The organism is Actinocorallia libanotica (genome assembly GCF_039525175.1).
GTDB classification, from domain to species: Bacteria; Actinomycetota; Actinomycetes; order Streptosporangiales; family Streptosporangiaceae; genus Actinocorallia; species Actinocorallia libanotica.
Map to the genome: position 1 here is coordinate 81,177 of NZ_BAAAHH010000001.1, position 20,929 is coordinate 102,105.

The window sequence follows — 20,929 nt, forward strand, 5'->3', positions numbered from 1 at the left end:
CGGGTGGCGGCCCGACGGCTCCCCGCGGGTAAAGAAAGTGAGGAGGCCGGTAAGCCGGCGTGCAATTCTCCGCCGGTTCGGTGACCGGTGCGGCGTTCGTCGGGCATCGTGCAGTCATGGGGGCAGAACTCAGGCAGTTGCGGAGCCGCATCAGGTCCATCCGCTCCACGGCCAAGATCACCAGGGCGCAGGAGCTGATCGCCACCTCCAAGATCACCAAGGCGCAGGCGCGCCAGGCGGCCTCGGTGCCGTACGCGCGCCAGATCACCCGGGCGGTCAGCGCGCTGCTGACGCACAACGCCCACGTCGACCACCCGCTGCTCGACCGCAAGCCCGGCGCCACGCGGGCGGCGGTCCTGCTGGTGACCAGCGACCGCGGCTTCTGCGGCGGCTACAACAGCAACGTGCTGCGGGCCGGCCGCCAGCTGTCGGAGCTGCTGGCCGCCGAGGGCAAGGAGCCGGTCTACTACGTCTGCGGCCGCCGCGGCGTCGACAACTTCCTGTTCAACAGGCGCCCCCTGGCGGGCCAGTGGACCGGGCGGTCCGGCGAGCCCTCCTACGCGCTGGCCGCCGAGATCGGCCGCCTGCTCGTCGAGGCCTTCGAGACGCCCGACGAGGAGGGCGGCGTCGGGGAGGTGCACGTCGTCTACACGCAGTTCGTCTCGATGATCACGCAGCGGACGACCGTGCGCCGCATCCTGCCGCTGGAGGTCGAGGAGGTCGAGGCGCTGCCCGAGGGCGGCGTGGCGGCCTCGCACGACTTCGAGCCCTCGGTGGGCGACGTGCTGGACGCGCTGATCCACCAGTACGTGCACGGCAGGATCTGGAACATGCTGCTGGAGTCGGCGGCCTCCGAGCACGCCGCCCGCAGGCAGGCGATGATGGCCGCCACCGAGAACGCCCAGGAGCTGATCTTCAAGCTGAGCCGCCGCGCCAACGAGGCGCGCCAGGCCGAGATCACCAACGAGCTGAGCGACATCGTGGGCGGCGCCAACGCGCTGGCCGAGATGGGCGCCGACACCGAATGAGGGCGTTTCGCGGTGATCGCGGCCGGGGAAGCCGATCATGCCGGACCAGGGAGGCAGGCATGGCGATCGCATGACGTTCCACGTCGATTCCGAGACGGGCGCGCTCCGGCGGGTGCTGGTGCACCGCCCCGACCTCGCGCTCAAGCGGCTCACCCCGTCCAACAAGGACGACCTGCTCTTCGACGACGTGCTGTGGGTCGAGCGCGCCGGCGAGGAGCACGACGAGTTCCGCCGGCTCATGCAGGGCCGGGGGATCGAGGTCCACCTCCTGATGGACCTGCTGCGCCAGACCGTGGAGATCCCCGACGCGCGCAAGCACATCCTGGGCAGGGTGGTGGACGAGCGCTGGTTCGGCCCGCTGGCCACCGACGCGATCTGGGCGGCGCTGGAGGCGCTGCCCGGCCCGGAGCTGGCGCTGACGCTGACCGGCGGCATCACCAAGCGCGAGCTGCTGCTGCGCATCGCCGAGCCCAAGTCGATCGCCTTCCACTCCATGGACCCCGACGGGTTCGTCCTGCCCCCGCTGCCCAACCTCCTGTTCACCCGCGACACCTCCTGCTGGATCTACGACGGCCTGTCCATCAACGTGATGCGGCGCAAGGCCCGGACCCGCGAGACGGTGATCATGGAGGCGATCTACCGCTGGCACCCCCTGTTCGCCGGCGGCTACGACCGTCCCGAAGACGGCGGCTTCCACGTCTGGAACCACGGCAGCCCCATGGCCCCGGCCACCATCGAGGGCGGCGACATCCTGGTGCTCGGCGACGGCGCGGTCCTGGTGGGCATGAGCGAGCGCACCCAGCCCCAGGCGGTGGAGATGCTGGCGCGGCGCCTCTTCCAGGCCGGGGCCGCGCGGAAGATCGTCGCGCTGGACATGCCGAAGGCACGGGTGTTCATGCACCTGGACACCGTCATGACCAACATCGCCCCCGGCGTCTTCACCAAGTACGCGGGCATGGGGATGCTCGCCTCCTACACCGTGGAGCCCGGCGACAACGAGCGGGAGCTGAAGGTCACCGACCACCCGCCCGAGGACATGCACAAGGCCATCGGCCGGGCGATCGGCATCGACGAGATCGAGGTCTACACCGCCACCCAGGACGTCCTGTCGGCCGAGCGCGAGCAGTGGGACGACGGCTGCAACGTCCTCACGCTGGAGCCGGGCGTGGTCGTGGCCTACGAGCGCAACACCACGACCAACAACTTCCTGCGCAAGAAGGGCATCGAGGTGCTCACCATCCGCGGCAGCGAGCTGGGCCGCGGCAGGGGCGGGCCCCGCTGCATGTCCTGTCCGATGGAACGCGACGGGTAGCCCCGCTGCGCCTGCGGTTTCGGGGGGACCCGCATGGCAACGACCTTCTGGCACAGCCTGTGGCGCACCAAGCCGGTCGACCTGATCGTCGGCGAGGGCGGCGGGGGCGAGGGCGGCCGCCTGCGCCGCTCCATGGGCCTGGTCCAGCTGACCTTCTTCAGCGTCGGCGCCACCCTGGGCACCGGGATCTTCGTGGTGATGGGGGAGGCCACCCCGCTGGCGGGCCCGGCGGTGGTGCTGGCGTTCCTGCTGTCGGCGGTGACCGCGCTGTTCTCGGCCCTGTCCTACGCCGAGCTGGCCGGGACGATCCCCGTCTCGGGTTCGAGCTACTCCTACACCTACGCCACGATGGGCGAGCTGGTGGCCTGGGTGTGCGGCTGGTGCCTGCTGCTGGAGTACGGGGTGTCGGTCTCGGCGGTGGCGGTCGGCTGGGCGCAGTACCTCAACGACTTCCTGGCCAAGGCGTTCGGGTTCACCATCCCGCACGCCTGGTCGCAGGCGCCGGACAAGGGCGGGGTGCTCAACCTGGCGGCGGTGCTGGTGGTGGCGGCGATGACACTGGTGCTGCTGCGCGGCGCCTCCGAGAGCGCCAGGGTCAACACCTTCATGGTCTTCTTCAAGATCGCCCTGCTGCTCTTCTTCTGCGCGGTCGCCTTCACCGGGTTCGAGTCGGGCAACCTGGAGCCGTTCCTGCCGCTGGGCATGGCGGGGGTGAGCGCGGCGGGCGCCCAGGTGTTCTTCTCCTACATCGGCTTCGACGCCGCCTCCACCGCGGGCGAGGAGGCCAAGAACCCGCGCCGCGACCTGCCGCTGGCGATCGTGCTGTCCCTGGCGATCGTCACCGCGATGTACGCGCTGGTGGCGCTGGCCTCGGTGGGGGCGATGCCCTGGCAGGAGCTCACCGGCGACACCGAGGCGTCGCTCTCGGCGATCCTGGCCGACGTCACGGGCGCGACCTGGCCGTCGCTGCTGCTGTCGGCGGGCGCGGTCGTGGCGATCACCAGCGTGGTGCTGACCGTCCTGTACGGGCAGACCCGCATCCTGTTCGCGATGTCCCGGGACGGCCTGATCCCGCGGATCTTCGAGAGGGTCGACCCCAGGTACTCCGTCCCGGCGGCCAACACGATCATGGTCGGGGTGTTCGTGTCGGTGCTGGCCGCGCTCGTCCCGCTGGACCACCTCACCGACGCCACCAGTATCGGCACCCTCTTCGCCTTCGCGCTGGTCAACGCGGGCGTGATCGTGCTGCGCCGCACCCGGCCCGACCTGCCGCGCTCCTTCCGGGCCCCGCTGTATCCGCTCACCCCGGTCCTCGGCGTCTTCTTCTGCCTCTACGTGATGCGCGGGCTGCGGCCGGTCACCTGGATGGTGTTCGGCCTGTGGATCGCGGTGGGCCTGGTGTTCTACTTCGCCTACAGCCGGAGGCACTCGCGGCTGCGGCGGCCGGAGGAGGTCTCCGATGCCCGGTGAGAAGATCCTCGTCGGATACGTGGCCGACCGCCGCGGCGCGGACGCCGTCGCCCTGGGGGTGAGCGCCGCGGCGGGGGGCGGCGGGCTCCTGGTGGGGCACGTGCGCCCGCCCGCCTGGCCGGCCCGGGGCCCGGGCTCGGTGGACGCCGAATGGGAGAGCTACCTGCAGGACCGCGCCCTGCGGGCGCTGGAGGAGGGCGTGGAGCTGGCGGCGGCGCGGGGCGTGACGGCCGGGGCGCTGCCGCCGGTGGAGGACCGGGGCAGCGGCAAGGGCCTGGCGGCGCTGGCCGCCGGCGTCGAGACCGCGGTGATCGTCATCGGCTCGGCCCCCGGCGGGTCCCGCACCGGCATCTCCCTGGGCAGCACCGCCGACCAGCTGCTGCACGGCTCGCACCTGCCGGTCCTCATCGCGCCCAAGGGCTACGCCGACCGGGACCGCACGGGCTTCGACCGGGTGACGGCCGCCTACGTGCGCCGTCCCGGGGCGATGGCCGCGGTGGAGGCGGCCGCGGCCATCGCGGTCCGGCACGGCGTCCCGCTGCGGCTGCTGACGTTTGCGGTGGGCCCCTCGGCCGGGGGGAGGGCGGCGGCCCTGGCCGAGGAGCAGCTGCACCGGCTCGTCGAGGCGCTGGAGAGCGATCTCGCCGACGCCGCGAACGCCGTTCGGGAGACGGTGCGCGGCTCGCTGCGGGGGCGCGACGTCCTGACCGCGGTGGCCACCGGCTGGGACGCCGCCCACGCGGTGAGCGGGGCCGACTGGACCCAGGGCGAGCTGCTGGTCTGCTCCTCCAGCGAGGCCGGCCCGCTGCGCCGCGTCTTCATGGGCGACATGTCGCTGAAGATCGTCCGATCCGCGCCCTGCCCCGTCATGGTCGTCCCCCGGCGGGGCAAGGCCGACGTTAGGTAAGGCTTGCCTGCGTGAGGCGGATTACGCATCTCTGTTTGTGTCGGCGGAAGGAATTACGGCACACTGATGTTGTGAAAAACATGCCCGAGTCATCGCCTCCCGGAGCGGCAGGCCGCGCGGCCGACGCCGCGGCCGGTTCCGGCGTGCCCCGGGCCGAGCGTGACACCCGCGCCCGCGTGGCGCGGCTCATCCTCGAACACGGGCCGGTGACGGCGTCCGCACTGGGCGAACGGCTCGGGCTCACCCCGGCGGCGGTGCGCAGGCACCTCGACGCGCTGCTCGAAGAGGGCATGATCGAGACCCGCCGGGCCCGCCCGACGGCGTCCCGGGGGCGGGGCCGCCCCGCCAAGCTCTTCGCGATCACCGACCAGGGCCGCACCGCGTTCGTCCACGCCTACGACGACCTGGCCGCGAGCGCGCTGAGCTTCCTGGCCGAGACGGTCGGAGAGCACGCGGTGTCGGAGTTCGCGCGGCGCCAGCTCGCCGACCTCGAGGCCCGCTACGCCCCGCGGCTGCGCGCCCTGCCCCCACGGGAGCGGGTCCACGCGCTGGTCGAGGCGTTGTCGGCGGACGGGTACGCGGCCTCGGCCGGCAAGGGCCCCGGTCTCCTGGGCGGCATCCAGCTGTGCCAGCACCACTGCCCGGTCGCGCACGTGGCCGCGCGGTTCCCCCAGCTGTGCGAGGCCGAGACCGAGGCCTTCGCGCGGATGCTCGACACCCCGGTGCAGCGGCTGGCGACCATCGCCCATGGCGACGGCGTCTGCACCACCCACGTTTCACCGGTCAAGGCAATTGACGAGGAGTCCGGAGGGATCTCCCTATGACTACGGCAGCCAACCCCGAGCTCGAGGGTCTGGGCAATTACAAGTACGGCTGGGCCGACTCGGACGCGGCGGGAGCCGCGGCCAAACGCGGCCTCTCCGAAGACGTCGTCCGCGACATCTCGGCGAAGAAGAACGAGCCCGAGTGGATGCTCGACCTCCGCCTGAGGGGACTGCGGCTCTTCGGCAAGAAGCCCATGCCCACGTGGGGGTCGGACCTGTCGGAGATCGACTTCGACAACATCAAGTACTTCGTCCGCTCCACCGAGAAGCAGGCGGAGTCCTGGGAGGACCTTCCCGAGGACATCAAGAACACCTACGACAAGCTGGGCATCCCCGAGGCGGAGAAGCAGCGGCTGATCGCGGGTGTCGCGGCCCAGTACGAGTCCGAGGTCGTCTACCACAAGATCCGTGAGGACCTCGAGGAGAAGGGCGTCGTCTTCCTGGACACCGACACCGGGCTGCGCGAGCACCCGGAGCTGTTCCAGGAGTACTTCGGCTCGGTGATCCCGGTCGGCGACAACAAGTTCGCCGCGCTGAACACCGCGGTGTGGTCCGGCGGGTCCTTCATCTACGTCCCCAAGGGCGTGCACGTGGAGATCCCGCTCCAGGCGTACTTCCGGATCAACACCGAGAACATGGGCCAGTTCGAGCGGACCCTGATCATCGTCGACGAGGACGCCTACGTCCACTACGTCGAGGGCTGTACCGCGCCGATCTACAAGTCCGACTCGCTGCACTCGGCCGTGGTCGAGATCATCGTGAAGAAGGGCGGCCGCTGCCGCTACACCACGATCCAGAACTGGTCGAACAACGTCTACAACCTGGTGACCAAGCGGGCCGTGGCCTACGAGGGCGCCACCATGGAGTGGGTCGACGGCAACATCGGCTCCAAGGTCACCATGAAGTACCCGGCGATCTACCTGATGGGGCCGCACGCCAAGGGCGAGACCCTGTCCATCGCCTTCGCCGGCGAGGGCCAGCACCAGGACGCGGGCGCCAAGATGGTGCACTGCGCCCCGCACACCTCCTCCTCGATCATCTCCAAGTCGGTGGCGCGCGGCGGAGGCCGCACCTCCTACCGCGGGCTGGTCCAGGTCCAGGAGGGCGCCGAGCACAGCAAGTCCACGGTCAAGTGCGACGCGCTGCTGGTCGACCAGATCTCCCGCTCCGACACCTACCCCTACGTCGACGTCCGCGAGGACGACGTGGAGATGGGCCACGAGGCCACCGTCTCCAAGGTCTCGGAGAACCAGCTCTTCTACCTCATGAGCCGCGGCATGACCGAGGACGAGGCCATGGCGATGATCGTCCGCGGGTTCGTGGAGCCGATCGCGCGGGAGCTGCCGATGGAATACGCACTCGAGCTCAACCGGCTCATCGAACTGCAGATGGAAGGGGCCGTCGGCTGATGGGCCTGGATGTCAAGCCTGTCTCCACCCTGTCGGAGAAGGCGTCCTACGATGTCGCGGACTTCGCGGTGCCGACCGGCCGCGAGGAGGAGTGGCGGTTCACGCCGCTGAGCCGCCTGCGCGGCCTGCACGACGGCACCGCCGCCGGCGACGGCAAGGTCGTCGTCGAGGTCAACGCCGACCCCGGGGTGCGCGTGGAGTCCGTCGGGCGGGACGACCCGCGGGTCGGCTCCGGCTACACCCCGACCGACCGGATCTCCGCGCAGGCCTACAGCTCCTTCACCACCGCCACGGTGATCACCGTGCCGCGGGAGGCGTCCGTGGAGCGGCCGATCACCGTGCGCCTGCGCGGCGAGGGCGCCGAGCAGGCCGCCTACGGCCATCTCACGGTGATCGTCGAGGCGTTCGGCTCGGCCACCGTGGTCCTGGACCACACCGGATCGGCCGTCTACGCCGACAACGTGGAGTTCATCGTCGGCGAGCAGGCCTCGCTGAAGGTGCTCTCGCTGCAGGAGTGGCGCGCCGACGCGGTGCACGTCTCCCACCAGCACGCCCACCTGGCCAAGGACGCGAGCTTCAAGGGCTTCAACGTCACCCTCGGCGGCGACCTGGTGCGCATCCGCCCGTCGGTCTCCTACCACGGGCAGGGCGGCGACGCCGAGCTGTACGGCGTGTACTTCGTGGACGCCGGGCAGCACCTGGAGCACCGCCTGCTGGCCGACCACTCGGTGCCCGACTGCCGCTCCCGGGTGGACTACCGGGGCGCGCTGCAGGGCGAGGACGCGCACGCCGTGTGGATCGGCGACGTCGTCATCCGCGCCGAGGCCGAGGGCACCGACACCTACGAGCTCAACCGCAACCTGGTGCTGACCGACGGCACCCGGGTGGACTCCGTGCCGAACCTGGAGATCCTCACCGGCGAGGTCGCCGGCGCGGGCCACGCCTCGGCGTCGGGCCGCCTGGACGACCAGCAGCTGTTCTACCTCCAGGCCCGCGGCATCCCGGCCGCCGAGGCCAAGCGCATGGTCGTGCGCGGCTTCCTGGGCCAGCTGGTGCAGCAGATCGAGGTCGAAGAGGTGCGTGAGCGGGTGGAGGCGGCGATCGACGTGGAGCTCGCCAAATGAGCTTCGTGAAGGTCTGCCCGCTGGCCGAGCTGCCCGACGAGGCGCCGCTGGCCGCCGACATCGACGGCACGCCCGTCGTGGTGGTGAGGTCCGGCGGCGAGGTCTACGCGATGAACGACCTGTGCTCGCACGCCGCCGTCGCCCTGTCCGAGGGCGAGGTCTACAACGGCACACTGGAGTGCTGGCTGCACGGGTCCTGCTTCGACCTGCGCACCGGCAAGCCCACCGGCCCGCCCGCGACGCAGGCGGTGCCCACCTACCGAGTGAAGATCGAGGACGGCGGGGTCTATGTGAACCTCGACGAGCCGTCCGAATATGGGGAGTCCTGACATGGCCACGCTGGAGATCCGCGACCTGCACGTGACGGTCGCCGACAAGGAGATCCTCAAGGGCGTCAACCTGACGGTGAAGGCGGGGGAGACGCACGCCATCATGGGCCCGAACGGGTCCGGCAAGTCCACTCTGGCCTACGCCATCGCGGGCCACCCGAAGTACACCGTGACGTCCGGCTCCGTCACCCTGGACGGCGAGGACGTCCTGGCGATGGAGGTGGACGAGCGGGCGCGCGCCGGGCTGTTCCTGGCGATGCAGTACCCGGTGGAGGTCCCCGGGGTCTCGGTGTCCAACTTCATGCGCACCGCCGTCACCGCGGTGCGGGGCGAGGCGCCCAAGCTCCGGCTGTTCTCCAAGGAGCTCAAGGAGCGCATGGCCGAGCTGCAGATGGACCCGGCGTTCGCGCAGCGCAGCGTCAACGAGGGCTTCTCCGGCGGTGAGAAGAAGCGCCACGAGATCCTCCAGCTGGAGATGCTCAAGCCGAAGATCGCGGTGCTGGACGAGACCGACTCCGGCCTCGACGTCGACGCGCTCAAGGTCGTCTCCGAGGGCGTCAACCGCTTCAGCGCCGCCGGCGAGACCGGCGTCCTGCTCATCACCCACTACACCCGCATCCTGCGGTACGTGAAGCCGGACTTCGTGCACGTCTTCGCCGACGGCCACATCGTCGCGGCGGGCGGCCCCGAGCTGGCCGACGAGCTCGAGGCCGAGGGCTACGAGAAGTACACGAAGGCGGGCGTCTGAGCCATGGCCCTGCTGTCGGAGGAGATCAGGAAGGACTTCCCGATCCTGGACCGCACGGTCCGGAACGGTCACCCGCTGGTGTACCTGGACTCCGGCGCGACCTCGCAGAAGCCGCGCCAGGTCTTGGACGCCGAGCGCGCCTTCTACGAGCGGCACAACGCCGCCGTCCACCGTGGCGCGCACCTGCTGGCCGAGGAGGCCACGGACGCCTTCGAGGCGGCCCGCGCCACCATCGGGCACTTCATCGGCGCCCCGGCCGGCGAGGTCGTGTTCACCAAGAACGCGACCGAGGCGATCAACCTGGTGGCCTACTCGCTGAGCAACGCCGCGACCTTCGGGCCGGAGGCCGAGCGCTTCCGGGTGGGCCCCGGCGACGAGATCGTGGTCACCGAGATGGAGCACCACGCCAACCTCGTGCCGTGGCAGGAGCTGTGCCGGCGCACCGGCGCGAAGCTGCGCTGGTTCGGGCTGAGCGATGACGGCAGGCTCGACCTGTCGAACATCGAGGAGCTGATCGGCGAGCGCACCAAACTGGTGGCGCTCACCCAGCAGTCCAACGTGCTGGGCACGGTCAACCCGGTCAAGGAGATCGCCGAGCGGGCGCACCGGTTCGGCGCCTTCGTCCTGGTGGACGGGGCGCAGTCGGTCCCGCACCTGCCGGTGGACGTGGCCGAGCTGGGCGCGGACTTCCTGGTCTTCTCCGGCCACAAGATGCTGGGCCCGCTGGGCATCGGCGTCCTGTGGGGCCGCCGCGAGCTGCTGGAGTCGATGCCGCCGTTCATCACCGGCGGCTCGATGATCGAGATCGTGCAGCTCGAGCACTCCACGTACGCGCCGCCGCCGCAGCGGTTCGAGGCGGGGGTGCCGGTGACGGCCCAGGCGGTCGGCCTGGCCGCCGCCTGCGACTACCTGAGCGCGCTGGGCATGGACAAGGTGGTCGAGCACGAGCACGCCCTGGCCGCCTACGCCCTGGAGCAGGTCGGCTCGCTGCCGGGGGTGCGGCTCATCGGCCCGGCCGACACCGCGGCCCGCGGCGCCACGGTCGCCTTCGTCGTGGCGGACATCCACCCGCACGACGTGGGCCAGGTCCTGGACGACCAGGGCATCGCGGTGCGGGTCGGCCACCACTGCGCGTGGCCGCTGTGCCGCCGGTACGGAATACCCGCGACCACCCGTGCGTCGTTCTACGTGTACAACACCCTGAGTGAGGTGGACGCCCTCGTCGAGGGCATCCGCAAGGCGCAGAAGTTCTTCGGGACGGTCTGAGACAGTGCAGCTGGAATCGATGTACCAGGAGATCATCCTGGACCACTACCGCAACCCGCAGCATCGCGGGCTGCGGGAGCCGTACGAGGCCGAGGTGCACCATGTGAACCCGACCTGCGGCGACGAGGTCACCCTGCGGGTGCACCTGGACGGCGAGGGCGCCGGCGGCGAGGACTCCCTGATCGCGGACGTCTCCTACGAGGGGCAGGGCTGCTCGATCAGCCAGGCCAGCGTCTCGGTCATGACCGAGCTGATCATCGGCCGCACCGTCAAGGACGCGATGCGCCTGAGCGAGGAGTTCCTGGCGCTCATGCAGTCGCGGGGCGAGCTGGAGCCCGACGAGGACGTCCTGGAGGACGCGGTCGCCTTCGCCGGCGTCTCCAAGTACCCCGCCCGCGTCAAGTGCGCCCTGCTCGGCTGGATGGCCTGGAAGGACGCGACCGCCCAGACCCTGGAGAGGACACCATGAGCGAGATCAAGGCGGAGACCGCCGCCGCTTCGGCCGCTGACGCGGCGTCGGAGGAGGCGGTCCTGGACGCCCTGACCGGCGGCTCCGACGAGGAGGAGCAGATCCTCGAGGCCCTGCGCGACGTCGTCGACCCCGAGCTGGGCATCAACGTCGTCGACCTCGGCCTGGTCTACGGCGTCAACCTCGCCGAGCAGGACGGCCACCGGCTGCTGACCGTCGACATGACGCTCACCAGCGCCGCCTGCCCGCTCACCGACGTCATCGAGGACCAGGCGCAGAGCGCCACCGCCGACCTCGTCGACGAGCTCAAGATCAACTGGGTGTGGCTGCCGCCGTGGGGCCCCGACAAGATCACCGAAGACGGCCGCGAGCAGCTGCGCGCCCTCGGCTTCAACGTCTGACGGATCCGCGCCACCGGACCCCGGTCCTTCCTCGCGAAGGGCCGGGGTTCCGCCGTCTCACAGGGCGGTGAAGCGCTCGACCTTGGAGGTGGGGCCCACGACGAGGATGATGTCGCCGTACTGCAGGACGGTGTCGGGGGTGGCGTAGGTGTAGTCCTCGCCCTTGCTCTTGACGCAGACGATGGTGACGCCGTACTTGCGGCGCAGGCGGGTCTCGGCGAGGGGGACGCCGACGAGCTCGCGGGGCGGGTGGGTCTTGACCAGGACGAAGTCCGGGTCGATCTGCACGTAGTCGAGCATCCGGCCGCTGACCAGGTGGGCGACGCGCTCGCCCATGTCGTGCTCGGGCAGGACCACGTGGGTGGCGCCGATGCGCTCCAGGATGCGGCCGTGCTGGCGGCTGATGGCCTTGGCCCAGATGTTCTCCACGCCCACCTCCACCAGCAGGGAGGTGGTGAGGATGCTGGCCTCGATGTCGCTGCCGATGGCCACGATGGCGCGCTGGAAGTCGGGGATGCCCAGCTGGTGGAGGGCCTGCAGGTCGGTGGCGTCGGCGGTGACGATCTGGGTGATCTCGCCCGCCAGCGACTGCACGATCTTGGGCCGGTGGTCGATCGCCAGCACCTCGGTGCCCAGCCGGGTCAGCTCCAGCGCCAGCGAGCTGCCGAACCGGCCGAGGCCGATGACCACGACGGGGAGGTTGTCTCTGTCAGCCAACGATCGGTCGCTCCTCGGGTAGTTCGTAATGACGGGTACGTTCCCGCATGGCCAGCGCGGAAAAGAGCATGACGGGCCCCACCCTGCCGATGAACATCAGCGCCACGAGCATGGCCTGCCCCGAGGTGGGGATCGTGGTGGTGGCGCCCAGGGACAGCCCGACGGTGCCGAACGCCGAGATCACCTCGAAGGCCGCCCGCTCCAGGGTCAGCTGGGAGATCGTCAGCAGCAGGAAGGTGCCCGCGGCCACCAGCCCGACGCCCAGCAGCGCGATCGTCAGGGCCTGGCGCTGCACCGAGCCGGGCACCCTGCGGTGGCCGACGTTGACCTGGTCCTCGCCGCGCAGCTCGGCCCAGATGACGAAGGCCAGCAGCCCGAAGGTGGTGACCTTGATCCCGCCGGCGGTGCCGGCGCTGCCGCCGCCGATGAACATGAGGATGTCGGTGACCAGCCAGCTCTCCGAGCGCATCTCGTTGAGGTCGATGAGGTTGAACCCGCCCGAGCGCGGCATGACCGCGGTGAAGAAGCCGGCCATCACCCGCCGGGACTCGGGCAGGGCGCCGAAGGTACCGGGGTTGCCCCACTCGAAGACGGTGAAGGTGGCGGTGCCCAGCGCCAGCAGCGTGACCGTCACGCCCAGGGTGATCCTGGTCAGCACCGACCAGCGGCTCGGCCGCCGCCAGGAGCGCGCCAGCTCGAACACCACGGGGAAGCCCAGGCCGCCGATCACCACGGCGAGCGCGATCGGCAGGCAGATCCAGGGGTCGGAGGCGAACCGCACGAGGCTGTCGGGCCACAGGGCGAACCCGGCGTTGTTGAACGCCGAGACCGCGTGGAAGGCGCCCAGGTAGAAGGCGCGGCCGAAGCCCTCGCCGTAGCCCAGCAGGAAGCGCAGCGTCAGGACCGAGGTGAGCAGCACCTCCGACACCAGGCTGAAGATCACCACATTGCGCACCACGCGCCGCACGTCCGAGGCCGACAACGTCTTGGTCTCGGCCTGGGCGAGCAGCCGGGCGCGCAGCCCCACCCGGCCGGAGACCAGCAGCGCGAACAGGGTGGCCAGCGTCATGATGCCGAGCCCGCCCACCTGGAACAGCGCCATGAGCACGATCTCGCCGAACGTGGACCAGTGGGTCTCGGTGTCCACCACGACCAGACCGGTCACGCAGATCGCCGAGGTCGCGGTGAACAGCGCGGTCAGCGGGGTGGCCGCGGCCTCGTCGGTGGTCGCGACCGGCAGCATGAGCAGGAGCGTCCCGATGAGGATCGCGATCGCGAACCCGCCGACGATGATCTGCGCCGGATGTCTGAGGACCGGCATCGTCAGACCGGCCCGTCGGCCCTGGCCAGTACCGGTGTCACGGTCTCCCCCTTCGAACTGTCGGCGACGAAGGTATCAACAATCACCGACGTTCCGGATCAGGAGGAAGAGCCCTCGTGATGGGCGCGGGTCCGGATCCGCAGCAGGACCAGGGCCAGCAGGGAGGCCAGGAACGAGGCGGCCAGCACCGCGGTGGAGGAGCGGGCCACGGCGTCCGGATCGTCGTTCGTCAGCTGGGAGACCAGCAGGGAGACGGTGTACCCGATGCCGGCCAGGACCGCCACCGGCAGCACGTCGGCCCAGCCGATCCCGCCGGGCAGCTCGCCCAGCCGCAGCCGCACGGCCAGCCAGGCGCCGCCGAACACGCCCACCACCTTGCCGACCAGCAGCCCGAAGAAGACGCCCTGGGCGATCGGGTCGCGGACGGTGTCGCCGAGCGAGCCCAGGCCGATCCCGGCGGCCGCCAAGGCGAACAGCGGCACGATGAACCCCGCCGAGAGCGGGTGCAGCCGGTGCTCCAGCCGCTCGGCGGCCGACTCCTCCTCGCCCGCGCGGGCGACCACCGGGGTGAGCAGGCCCAGCAGGATGCCGGTGACGGTGGCGTGCACGCCGCTGGCGTGGATGCAGACCCAGGCCGCCAGCGCCAGCGGGATCATCAGTGCCGGAGGCGTCCACCGGCGGCGGTGGGCCAGCCAGTAGAGGCCGCACAGGGCGATCCCGGCCAGGAACCACAGCAGGCCGAAACCCTTGGTGAACAGGACGGCGATGAGCGCGATGGCGCCCAGGTCGTCGATCACGGCCATGGACAGCAGCAGGACGCGCACCCCGCTGGGCAGCGCCGAGCCCGCCAGCGCCAGCACGCCCAGGGCGAAGGCGATGTCGGTGGCCACCGGGATGGCCCAGGCCCCGCCCTCGGCGGTCGCGCCGCGGGAGACGCCCAGGGAGATCAGCGCGGGCATCAGCATGCCGCCGGCGGCCGCCAGCAATGGGAGCGCGGCGGCCTTCCAGCCGGCCAGCTCGCCCACGGTCAGCTCGCGCTTGACCTCCATGCCCGCGACGAAGAAGAAGACGGCCAGCAGCCCGTCCGCCACCCAGTGGGAGAGCGACAGGTGCAGGTGCGCCCAGTGGGGGCCGAACTCCAGGCCCCAGAGCCGCTCGTAGGTCCCGGGCGCGAGGTTGGCCCACAGCAGTGCCACGAGGGTCGCGGCGAGCAGCAGGCGCCCGCCGGTGGTCTCCTCGCGCAGGAACTCGCCCAGGTCGCCTCTCCGGCGGCCGTCGCCCTCGTCATCGATGGGCGTTCGGGCGGACTTGAGGAAGGGAAGGCGCATGGAAGAACCCGGTCTCTGGTGGTCGATACGGCCATAGCCGATGGCATCGCCGACCAGACTTCCCGGCACACCTATCCCCGCGGGGGCGCCTGGAGGGCATCCCGGAAGGGCACTTCTCTCCCCAGCGTAACGGCTCGGGCCTTTCGTGTCATCTGACGTGATCTAGGGAAGGGTCCGGGAAAGGGGGGTGGCGGCCATGGAAGTGGCGGTACTGGGCACCGGGATCATGGGCGGGGCCATGGCGCGCAACCTGGTGCGCGCGGGGCACCGGGTGCGGGTGTGGAACAGGACGCGGGACAAGGCGGCGCCGCTGGCCGAGGACGGCGCCGTGGTCATGGACACGCCGGGCGGGGCGGTCGCGGGCGCCGAGGTGGTGCAGACCGCGCTGTTCGACGGGAAGACGGCGCTCGCGGTCATGCGGGAGGCCGCGCCGGAGCTGCGGTCCGGCACGCTGTGGATGCAGTCGTCCACGGCCGCGCTCGACGACGCCCCCGTCCTGGCGGACTTCGCCCGGGAGAACGGCATCGTCTACGTGGACGCCCCCGTCCTGGGCACCAGGCAGCCCGCCGAGAAGGGCGAGCTCGTCGTCCTGGCCGCCGGGCCGGAGCAGGCCCGCGCCCCGCTGGACCCGGTCTTCCGGGCGATCGGCCGCAAGGCGCTCTGGGTCGGCACCGAGCCGGGCCGCGCGACCCGCCTCAAACTCGTGATCAACAACTGGGTGCTCGTGCTCAACCACGGCGTGGCCGAGACCATCTCGCTGGCCGAGGCGCTCGACGTCGATCCCGACGACTTCCTGGACGCCGTCTCGGGCGGCGGCCTGGACGCCGGCTACCTGCACCTGAAGGCCGCGGCGATCCGCTCGCGCGACTTCACCCCCAGCTTCGCGGTCAGGACCGCCGAGAAGGACACCGAGCTCATCCTGGCCGCCGCCGAGGAGGCGGGCATCAGCCTCCCCCTCGTCGCCGCGGGCGCCGAGCGCTTCCGCAAGGCCGCGGCCGCGGGCCACGCGGCCGAGGACATGGCGGCCTCCTACTACGCCTCCTTCTCCTGAGGCCGGAGGCCGTCCGGACGGCGGGCACGTCCTTCCGAGGTCGTTGGGGCGTCCTGAGGCGGTGTCCAGGCCGCCGGGCACCTCTCCCGGCGCGGAGCGGGGCGTCAGCGCCCTCCTGAGGCGGTCCGGGCGGCGGGACGTCCCCGGATGGCGGTCCAGGTGTCGGATCGTCCTCTGGAGGCCGTCCGGGCGTCAGGTCGTCTTCTTGCGCCGGCTCCGGCTTCTGGGGGCCGGGTCCTCGTCGGAGGCGGGGCCCGCGACGAGGACGTCGCCGGGCGCGGGGAGCGGGATCTCGGGGACGGTGTCGCCGCCGGAGGAGCCGGCGGCGGGGGCCTTGGCGGGAGAAGCGGCCGGTGCGGCGGGGGAGCCCGCGGCGGCCGGCGCGGTGGCGGGGTCCGCGGTGGGGGAGGCGGCCGGGATGGCGGCGGGCTCGGGCCGGGCGGCGGCGCCGGGTGTCGCGTCGGTGTCGGGCGGGAGGGGGAAGTCCTCGGCGATCTCGGCGGTGCGGCTCCGGTGGGGGGAGAGGGCGTGGTCGACGGTGAGGCGGCCGCCCGCGCCCGCGGCGAAGAGCAGGGCGGCGGCGGCCAGGACGAGCACCAGCTCCGAGCCCTGGGGGCCGGTCAGGTTCCCGCCGTAGTGGACGAAGGCGAAGGCGCCGGCCATGTCCAGGAAGAGCAGGGCGCCGATGAGGGGGAGGCCGAGACCGGCGATGAGGGCGGCGCCGCCCAGCAGCTCCGCGAAGGTGGCGTAGACGGCGGCCGCCTTGGCCAGGGGCACGCCCATGGCGTCGAAGGACGCGGCGGTGGCGTTGACGCCCGCCTCCACCTTCTGCCAGCCGTGCACGAGGAAGACGACGCCCACCGCGCACCGGGCGAGCAGGGCGATGACGTCGTGGGCCGGGCGGGTGCGCATGGCGGGTTCCTTCCCGAGTCACGGATGCACAGTCCGATGCTCGGGAAGGACCGCCGAAACGTCAACTTTCCGGTGCTGTTCCGGAAAAATCGGCTGGCGCGGGATCAGTCCAGCAGATCCATCAGGCCCGACCTGCCGGAGGAGCGGCCGCCGCCCTGCTCGCCGGAGAGGCGCTGGCTGATCACCTGGTTGAGCCGCTGCAGGCCGCCCACGCCGAGCATGCCCACCTGGGCCTCCAGCTCCCGGAGCATGGCCGGGTTGTCCCTGACCTGCTCGGAGGACTGCATGAGCACGGTGCCCTGGCCGGTGAACTCGAACTGGTGCTCCTCGCCGGAGGTGCCGCCGATGCCGAACATCCCCCGGGCCATGCCCAGCACGCCCCGCATGTAGGAGTGGTCGTAGTGGTGGCAGGGCGAGGGCAGGTCGGCCCAGCCGAGCAGCGACTGCGGGTCGACCCGCAGCGGCGGCTCCACGAAGTGCACGGGGCCGTTGGAGGAGGCGATGAACTTGCCGGTGCCCAGCAGCGTGAGGAAGCCCGGGATGATCGACTGCTTCAGCGTCAGCCGGGGGTCGAACGCCAGGAGGTTGTTCGCCCGGATGGTGAGGTTTCCGTCCTCCAGGTCGAAGGAGTTCAGGTCGAACCCCCGGTCGCCCAGCAGCAGCTTGCCCTGGCCCTGGGCCACCACCCAGTCGTGGGCGTACAGCGGCGAGTGGAAGTGCCCGGCCACCAGCGAGTCCAGCGGCCCGGCCGACAGCGCCTCGAACTGGATCTGCCCGTAGTAGGCGATCATCTTGCCCTTCTGGATGAACCACTGACCGTTGAGGTTCACCGAGAAGGCGTACGGGTTGACGTTGTCGTCGTCCGGCAGCGTCGCGGCGCTGAACGTGGCGACCGGCGTGGGTGCCGGCGGCGCGCCGTACCCGCCGGGGGCGCCCGGCGGGGGCGGGGGCGGGTAGCCGCCCTGCGGCGGGTAGCCCGGCTGCTGGGGCGGGTAGCCGCCCTGCTGGGGGTAGCCCGGCTGCGGGGGATATCCGCCCTGCTGGGGGTGTCCGCCCGGCGGCGGGTAGCCGGGCTGCTGGCCGTACGGGGGCTGCGGCGGGTATCCCATCTTCAGAACTTCCTCTCGCTGGCCTGGACGTACACCACGCCCTGGCCGGTCAGCTCCAGCTGGAACCCCTCGCCGGAGCCGCGGCCGATGAGGTCGCGCAGGCCCAGCGCGGTGTGCAGCTTGTTCTGGATCTGCCCCCGGTGGGCGACGTAGGCCTGCGGGTCGACGTAGATCGCCCGGCCCGGCTGGACGGGCAGCTGCACCACCCCGCCGTGCGAGAGCAGCGCGCACGAGCCGTGCCCGGTGAGCGTGGTGGTGAACAGGCCCTGGCCGGTCATCTGGCCGCGGATGACCCCGGACAGGCCGCCCTGCTCGCCCAGGAACATGGTGCCGCTCTGCAGGGAGGCGTCGTAGACCAGCAGCCGCTCGGCCTCGACGTACAGGGTGTCGCCCTGCAGGTCGACGACCTCGACGTGCAGGCCGTGGTGGCCGAGCATGACGCTGCCCTGGCCGGTGACGTGCATCAGCGGGGTGCTCTCGCCGGCCATCGTGGTGCGGATCGCGCCGCCGATCCCGCCGCCCGCGGTCGTCGTGGGGGCGAAGCGCACCGCGCCGGTGTAGGCGAGCATCGCGCCGCGCTTGCTGTACACCTCCTGGCCCGGTCCGACCGGCACCTGGAGCATCTTGTGGTTGACGGGGCTGTACCCGGGCATCAGACCTCCGCCCCCAGGCCCTCGCCGCGCTCGGCGGGCTGGATGTAGACAAGACCGTGTCCGCTGAACCTGAGCTGGAAGCTCTCGCCCGAGCCCTGGCCCAGCATGGTGCGCCAGTTGACGTCGGTGACGAAGTCCTGCTGGAGCTGCCCGCGGTGGGCGACGTAGGCCTGCGGGTCCACGCTCAGCGGCTGGCCCTGCACCACCTCCAGGGCGATCGCCGGGCCGTCGGAGAGGATCGCGACGGTGCCGTGGCCCTCGACCTTGGTGGTGGCCAGGCCCTGCCCGGTGGTCATGCCGCGCAGCCCGGTGAACTGCACGCCGGTGCGCAGCTGGCCGTCCAGGGCCAGCAGGCTCTCGGACTCCACCAGCAGGGTGTCGCCCTGCAGCGGCACCAGGTTGACCTCGGTCGCCTCGTGCGCCAGGTAGACGGTGCCCTGGCCGGTGATCTCCATCAGGGTGACCGACTCGCCGGCGACCCGCCGGCGCACCGCGCCCATGAGCCCCTCGCCGCCGGTCATGCCCTGGCGTTTGAACTGCATCTGGCCCTCGTAGGCGACCATCGACCCGTTGAGGGCGCGGATCGTCTCGCCCCTCAGGTCGACCGCCAGCATGCGGGAACCGTTCATCCGAAACTGCGCCACGCTCAGCACCCTAACCACTGGACGGCCCTGGTCGCACCGGCCTGTGGACGGAGCTCGGCCTCACCCCGCAGGACGAGGCGCATCGCCCCGGCGTCCGACACGGCGCCGTGTCGGAGGGGAAAGATCCGCATCGGGAGCGGATCTGGGGGAGGATGAGGACCATGTGGCTTGCTCCGGAACGACGTGGACGTCAAGGGTGGCTGGTGCCGGGTTTCGCGATGCTCGCGGGCGTCGGGATCGCGGCGCTGCTGTACTCGCGGGAGGCGATGACCGCCGGCGTCGTCGCCGGCCTGGTGCTGGTGGCCTACGGGCTGCAGCTGGCCTACCGCAGGGACGAGTCGGCGCTGGTGATCAGCGAGGCGTTCGGGCGGGGCCGCAACGGGCGCAGCCACCTGCGCTCGGCGGCGATGACCGGGGACGTGCTGGTGGCCGGGCTGGTCGCCGCGATCGTGGTGCAGGCGCTGCGCGAGCAGCCGCTGGGCCCGCTGCCCTGGCTGGCCGGCCTGGCGGCGCTCACCTACCTGGTGTCGATCTTCGTCACCAGCGACATGTGAGCACCGGGGCCGGCGCGCCCGCGGGGTTCGTGTGACGACGGCGAATTCTTGATGAACGGCCCTGTGCTGTCCGGTTTTTCCGGGTCTGGGGCGGCATCATGACTCCCGTGGCAGTGCTTGACACCCGGCCTCCGGTGGGAGTCGCCGAGAACGCGCTCTTTCAGCCCGTGGTCGACCTCGGCTCGGGCTCCGTCGTCGCCGTCGAGACCCGGTTGGGCCCGCCGCCCGAGGGGCACGGCCCGGCCGACCCCGCCGCCGTGGACGTCCACCGCGCGGTGGAGGGGGCCAGGGCGCTGGCCGGCCAGGCCACCCGCCTCCCCTTGAAGATCACCGTGCGCGCCGAGACGGTCGGCCTGGGCAGGAGTGTGCTCAACCGGCTCCACCAGGGCCTGCACGACGCCGGGAGGCGCCCGCAGGAGGTGATCGTCTGCATCACCGGCGGCTTCGCCCCGGCGCTGCGCGGGCCGGTGAGCGCGGGGGTGTCCGACCTGCGCCACGCCGGCTACCTGGTGGGCTTCGGCGGCCTGGGCACCACCCACGCGCCGCTGGACGTCCTGGTCGAGGGCACCCCCTACCTGGTGAGCCTGGACGCCGACCTGGCCGGGCACGCCGCCTCGGGCGGCCGCAGGGCGTCCCTGGTCGAGGCGCTCGTCACCGTCGCCCGGAGCCTGGGCACCCACGTGCTGGCCCCCGGAGTGCGCGACGAGGAGCAGCTCACCCGCCTGCACGCGCTGGGCGTGCGGCTGGCCCAGGGGCCGCTGCTGACCCCGCCGGACTGGCGGCCCGGCCGGCCGGTCAAGGCGCTCGTCCCGCCCGGCGGGCCGCCGCGGCCGGACGCGGCGGCCGACCTGGGGCCCCGGGTGTCGGAGTACGTCCTGCCCGCGGTGACCATGCCGGACGACGCCAGCGCCGCCCAGGTGCTGGAGGTGCTCTCCACCGAGCGCAGCCCGTCCAGCATCGTGCTGGTCGACGCGCGCCAGCGCCCCCGCTACACCGTGGACCGCGCCCGGTTCCTGCTGGCGTTCTCCGGCGCGTACGGCCACGCCCTGCACGCGCGCAAGCCCGCCGCCCGGCTCGCCGATGAGCCGCGGCTGGTGCCGCGCAGCGTCCCGGCGATCGCGGCCCTGCGCGCGGCGGGCCGGGAGGAGGAGCGGGTGTACGACGACCTCGTGGTGACCGACGAGATCGGCCGCTGCCTGGGCATCGTGCGCGTCTCGGACCTGATCCGCGGCATGTCCCGCTGAGCCCGGCGGGAAACCGTTCGCGAGCGGGAAGCCGCGGCCCGTAGACTGGCCGGTGCTCCCGTGCCTCCGCCAAGGGCGTCGAGCGGAGCTTTCCGTGTCCCCGGGGGAG

22 protein-coding genes are annotated in these 20,929 nt (G+C 71.8%); 15 read left to right on the forward strand and 7 right to left on the reverse strand.

Features of this window, described 5'->3' with window-relative positions; genetic code table 11:
• The first annotated feature begins 116 nt into the window (after nucleotides 1–116).
• The 12 genes from ABD140_RS00370 (at nucleotide 117) to ABD140_RS00425 (ending at nucleotide 11,287) form a co-directional block, all read left to right on the forward strand.
• Nucleotides 117–1,028, forward strand: a complete 912-nt coding sequence (locus ABD140_RS00370; RefSeq protein ID WP_344235380.1) for a F0F1 ATP synthase subunit gamma — start codon at nucleotides 117–119, stop codon at nucleotides 1,026–1,028.
• A 70-nt stretch (nucleotides 1,029–1,098) separates the two neighbouring features.
• A complete protein-coding gene (locus ABD140_RS00375; RefSeq protein WP_344235382.1) occupies nucleotides 1,099–2,340 on the forward strand; it encodes an arginine deiminase in 1,242 nt (413 codons plus the stop codon).
• Nucleotides 2,341–2,373: 33 nt separating this feature from the next.
• Entirely contained in the window at nucleotides 2,374–3,810 is a 1,437-nt protein-coding gene (locus ABD140_RS00380; protein ID WP_344235384.1) for an amino acid permease, read from the forward strand.
• Complete coding sequence (locus ABD140_RS00385) at nucleotides 3,800–4,717, forward strand: universal stress protein (protein WP_344235386.1); 918 nt, start codon at nucleotides 3,800–3,802, stop codon at nucleotides 4,715–4,717. The genes ABD140_RS00380 and ABD140_RS00385 overlap by 11 nt, the downstream gene beginning before the upstream one ends.
• A gap of 80 nt (nucleotides 4,718–4,797) precedes the next feature.
• Complete coding sequence (locus ABD140_RS00390; RefSeq protein WP_344235388.1) at nucleotides 4,798–5,541, forward strand: helix-turn-helix transcriptional regulator; 744 nt, start codon at nucleotides 4,798–4,800, stop codon at nucleotides 5,539–5,541.
• Entirely contained in the window at nucleotides 5,538–6,950 is a 1,413-nt protein-coding gene (sufB, locus tag ABD140_RS00395; protein WP_344235390.1) for a Fe-S cluster assembly protein SufB, read from the forward strand. The genes ABD140_RS00390 and sufB overlap by 4 nt, the downstream gene beginning before the upstream one ends.
• Nucleotides 6,950–8,074, forward strand: a complete 1,125-nt coding sequence (gene sufD, locus ABD140_RS00400; RefSeq protein WP_344235392.1) for a Fe-S cluster assembly protein SufD — start codon at nucleotides 6,950–6,952, stop codon at nucleotides 8,072–8,074. The genes sufB and sufD overlap by 1 nt, the downstream gene beginning before the upstream one ends.
• Nucleotides 8,071–8,403 carry a non-heme iron oxygenase ferredoxin subunit gene (locus tag ABD140_RS00405; protein WP_106402712.1) on the forward strand — a complete coding sequence of 111 codons (333 nt, stop codon included), beginning with the start codon at nucleotides 8,071–8,073 and terminating at the stop codon, nucleotides 8,401–8,403. Before sufD ends, ABD140_RS00405 begins: the two co-directional genes overlap by 4 nt.
• 1 nt (nucleotide 8,404) lies before the next feature.
• Nucleotides 8,405–9,151: a Fe-S cluster assembly ATPase SufC gene (gene sufC / locus ABD140_RS00410; RefSeq protein WP_344235396.1), complete on the forward strand. Its 747-nt coding sequence runs from the start codon at nucleotides 8,405–8,407 to the stop codon at nucleotides 9,149–9,151.
• 3 nt (nucleotides 9,152–9,154) lie between these two features.
• The gene (locus ABD140_RS00415; RefSeq protein ID WP_344235398.1) at nucleotides 9,155–10,417 is read left to right on the forward strand and encodes a cysteine desulfurase; all 1,263 of its coding nucleotides are present in this window, start codon (nucleotides 9,155–9,157) and stop codon (nucleotides 10,415–10,417) included.
• A gap of 4 nt (nucleotides 10,418–10,421) precedes the next feature.
• Nucleotides 10,422–10,886 (forward strand): Fe-S cluster assembly sulfur transfer protein SufU, encoded by a 465-nt coding sequence (gene sufU, locus ABD140_RS00420; RefSeq protein WP_344235400.1) that lies wholly within the window; start codon nucleotides 10,422–10,424, stop codon nucleotides 10,884–10,886.
• Complete coding sequence (locus ABD140_RS00425) at nucleotides 10,883–11,287, forward strand: metal-sulfur cluster assembly factor (protein WP_344235402.1); 405 nt, start codon at nucleotides 10,883–10,885, stop codon at nucleotides 11,285–11,287. The genes sufU and ABD140_RS00425 overlap by 4 nt, the downstream gene beginning before the upstream one ends.
• A 57-nt stretch (nucleotides 11,288–11,344) precedes the next feature.
• Here ABD140_RS00425 and ABD140_RS00430 read toward each other — a convergent pair whose 3' ends face one another.
• From ABD140_RS00430 to nhaA, 3 genes are all read right to left on the reverse strand, one after another.
• Nucleotides 11,345–12,004: a potassium channel family protein gene (locus ABD140_RS00430; protein ID WP_344235404.1), complete on the reverse strand. Its 660-nt coding sequence runs from the start codon at nucleotides 12,002–12,004 to the stop codon at nucleotides 11,345–11,347.
• The gene (locus tag ABD140_RS00435) at nucleotides 11,997–13,325 is read right to left on the reverse strand and encodes a TrkH family potassium uptake protein (protein ID WP_344235406.1); all 1,329 of its coding nucleotides are present in this window, start codon (nucleotides 13,323–13,325) and stop codon (nucleotides 11,997–11,999) included. The genes ABD140_RS00430 and ABD140_RS00435 overlap by 8 nt, the downstream gene beginning before the upstream one ends.
• 98 nt (nucleotides 13,326–13,423) lie before the next feature.
• Complete coding sequence (gene nhaA / locus ABD140_RS00440) at nucleotides 13,424–14,653, reverse strand: Na+/H+ antiporter NhaA (RefSeq protein WP_344235408.1); 1,230 nt, start codon at nucleotides 14,651–14,653, stop codon at nucleotides 13,424–13,426.
• 196 nt (nucleotides 14,654–14,849) lie between these two features.
• Here nhaA and ABD140_RS00445 point away from each other — a divergent pair, with 196 nt between their 5' ends.
• The gene (locus ABD140_RS00445; RefSeq protein ID WP_344235410.1) at nucleotides 14,850–15,704 is read left to right on the forward strand and encodes an NAD(P)-dependent oxidoreductase; all 855 of its coding nucleotides are present in this window, start codon (nucleotides 14,850–14,852) and stop codon (nucleotides 15,702–15,704) included.
• Between the two features lie 192 nt (nucleotides 15,705–15,896).
• Here ABD140_RS00445 and ABD140_RS00450 read toward each other — a convergent pair whose 3' ends face one another.
• From ABD140_RS00450 to ABD140_RS00465, 4 genes are all read right to left on the reverse strand, one after another.
• Complete coding sequence (locus ABD140_RS00450; RefSeq protein WP_344235412.1) at nucleotides 15,897–16,616, reverse strand: DoxX family protein; 720 nt, start codon at nucleotides 16,614–16,616, stop codon at nucleotides 15,897–15,899.
• Nucleotides 16,617–16,720: 104 nt separating this feature from the next.
• Nucleotides 16,721–17,725 carry an AIM24 family protein gene (locus tag ABD140_RS00455; protein WP_344235414.1) on the reverse strand — a complete coding sequence of 335 codons (1,005 nt, stop codon included), beginning with the start codon at nucleotides 17,723–17,725 and terminating at the stop codon, nucleotides 16,721–16,723.
• A 2-nt stretch (nucleotides 17,726–17,727) separates the two neighbouring features.
• Entirely contained in the window at nucleotides 17,728–18,378 is a 651-nt protein-coding gene (locus ABD140_RS00460; protein ID WP_344235416.1) for an AIM24 family protein, read from the reverse strand.
• Nucleotides 18,378–19,022 (reverse strand): AIM24 family protein, encoded by a 645-nt coding sequence (locus ABD140_RS00465; protein WP_344235418.1) that lies wholly within the window; start codon nucleotides 19,020–19,022, stop codon nucleotides 18,378–18,380. Before ABD140_RS00465 ends, ABD140_RS00460 begins: the two co-directional genes overlap by 1 nt.
• Before the next feature lie 203 nt (nucleotides 19,023–19,225).
• Between ABD140_RS00465 and ABD140_RS00470 the strand changes: the two genes are divergently transcribed.
• Complete coding sequence (locus tag ABD140_RS00470; RefSeq protein WP_344235420.1) at nucleotides 19,226–19,576, forward strand: ABC transporter permease; 351 nt, start codon at nucleotides 19,226–19,228, stop codon at nucleotides 19,574–19,576.
• Nucleotides 19,577–19,683: 107 nt separating this feature from the next.
• Nucleotides 19,684–20,820: an EAL domain-containing protein gene (locus tag ABD140_RS00475; protein ID WP_344235422.1), complete on the forward strand. Its 1,137-nt coding sequence runs from the start codon at nucleotides 19,684–19,686 to the stop codon at nucleotides 20,818–20,820.
• Nucleotides 20,821–20,929 lie beyond the last annotated feature (109 nt).

Coding starts and splice junctions, on each gene's coding strand:
- ABD140_RS00460 (WP_344235416.1), bottom strand. CDS start 18,378: ATGCCCGGGTACAGCCCCGTCAACCACAAGATGCTCCAGGTGCCGGTC.
- ABD140_RS00435 (WP_344235406.1), bottom strand. CDS start 13,325: ATGCCGGTCCTCAGACATCCGGCGCAGATCATCGTCGGCGGGTTCGCG.
- ABD140_RS00455 (WP_344235414.1), bottom strand. CDS start 17,725: ATGGGATACCCGCCGCAGCCCCCGTACGGCCAGCAGCCCGGCTACCCG.
- ABD140_RS00390 (WP_344235388.1), top strand. CDS start 4,798: ATGCCCGAGTCATCGCCTCCCGGAGCGGCAGGCCGCGCGGCCGACGCC.
- ABD140_RS00405 (WP_106402712.1), top strand. CDS start 8,071: ATGAGCTTCGTGAAGGTCTGCCCGCTGGCCGAGCTGCCCGACGAGGCG.
- ABD140_RS00370 (WP_344235380.1), top strand. CDS start 117: ATGGGGGCAGAACTCAGGCAGTTGCGGAGCCGCATCAGGTCCATCCGC.
- sufB (WP_344235390.1), top strand. CDS start 5,538: ATGACTACGGCAGCCAACCCCGAGCTCGAGGGTCTGGGCAATTACAAG.
- ABD140_RS00450 (WP_344235412.1), bottom strand. CDS start 16,616: ATGCGCACCCGCCCGGCCCACGACGTCATCGCCCTGCTCGCCCGGTGC.
- sufD (WP_344235392.1), top strand. CDS start 6,950: ATGGGCCTGGATGTCAAGCCTGTCTCCACCCTGTCGGAGAAGGCGTCC.
- ABD140_RS00385 (WP_344235386.1), top strand. CDS start 3,800: ATGCCCGGTGAGAAGATCCTCGTCGGATACGTGGCCGACCGCCGCGGC.
- ABD140_RS00415 (WP_344235398.1), top strand. CDS start 9,155: ATGGCCCTGCTGTCGGAGGAGATCAGGAAGGACTTCCCGATCCTGGAC.
- ABD140_RS00380 (WP_344235384.1), top strand. CDS start 2,374: ATGGCAACGACCTTCTGGCACAGCCTGTGGCGCACCAAGCCGGTCGAC.
- sufC (WP_344235396.1), top strand. CDS start 8,405: ATGGCCACGCTGGAGATCCGCGACCTGCACGTGACGGTCGCCGACAAG.
- ABD140_RS00425 (WP_344235402.1), top strand. CDS start 10,883: ATGAGCGAGATCAAGGCGGAGACCGCCGCCGCTTCGGCCGCTGACGCG.
- ABD140_RS00375 (WP_344235382.1), top strand. CDS start 1,099: ATGACGTTCCACGTCGATTCCGAGACGGGCGCGCTCCGGCGGGTGCTG.
- ABD140_RS00445 (WP_344235410.1), top strand. CDS start 14,850: ATGGAAGTGGCGGTACTGGGCACCGGGATCATGGGCGGGGCCATGGCG.
- nhaA (WP_344235408.1), bottom strand. CDS start 14,653: ATGCGCCTTCCCTTCCTCAAGTCCGCCCGAACGCCCATCGATGACGAG.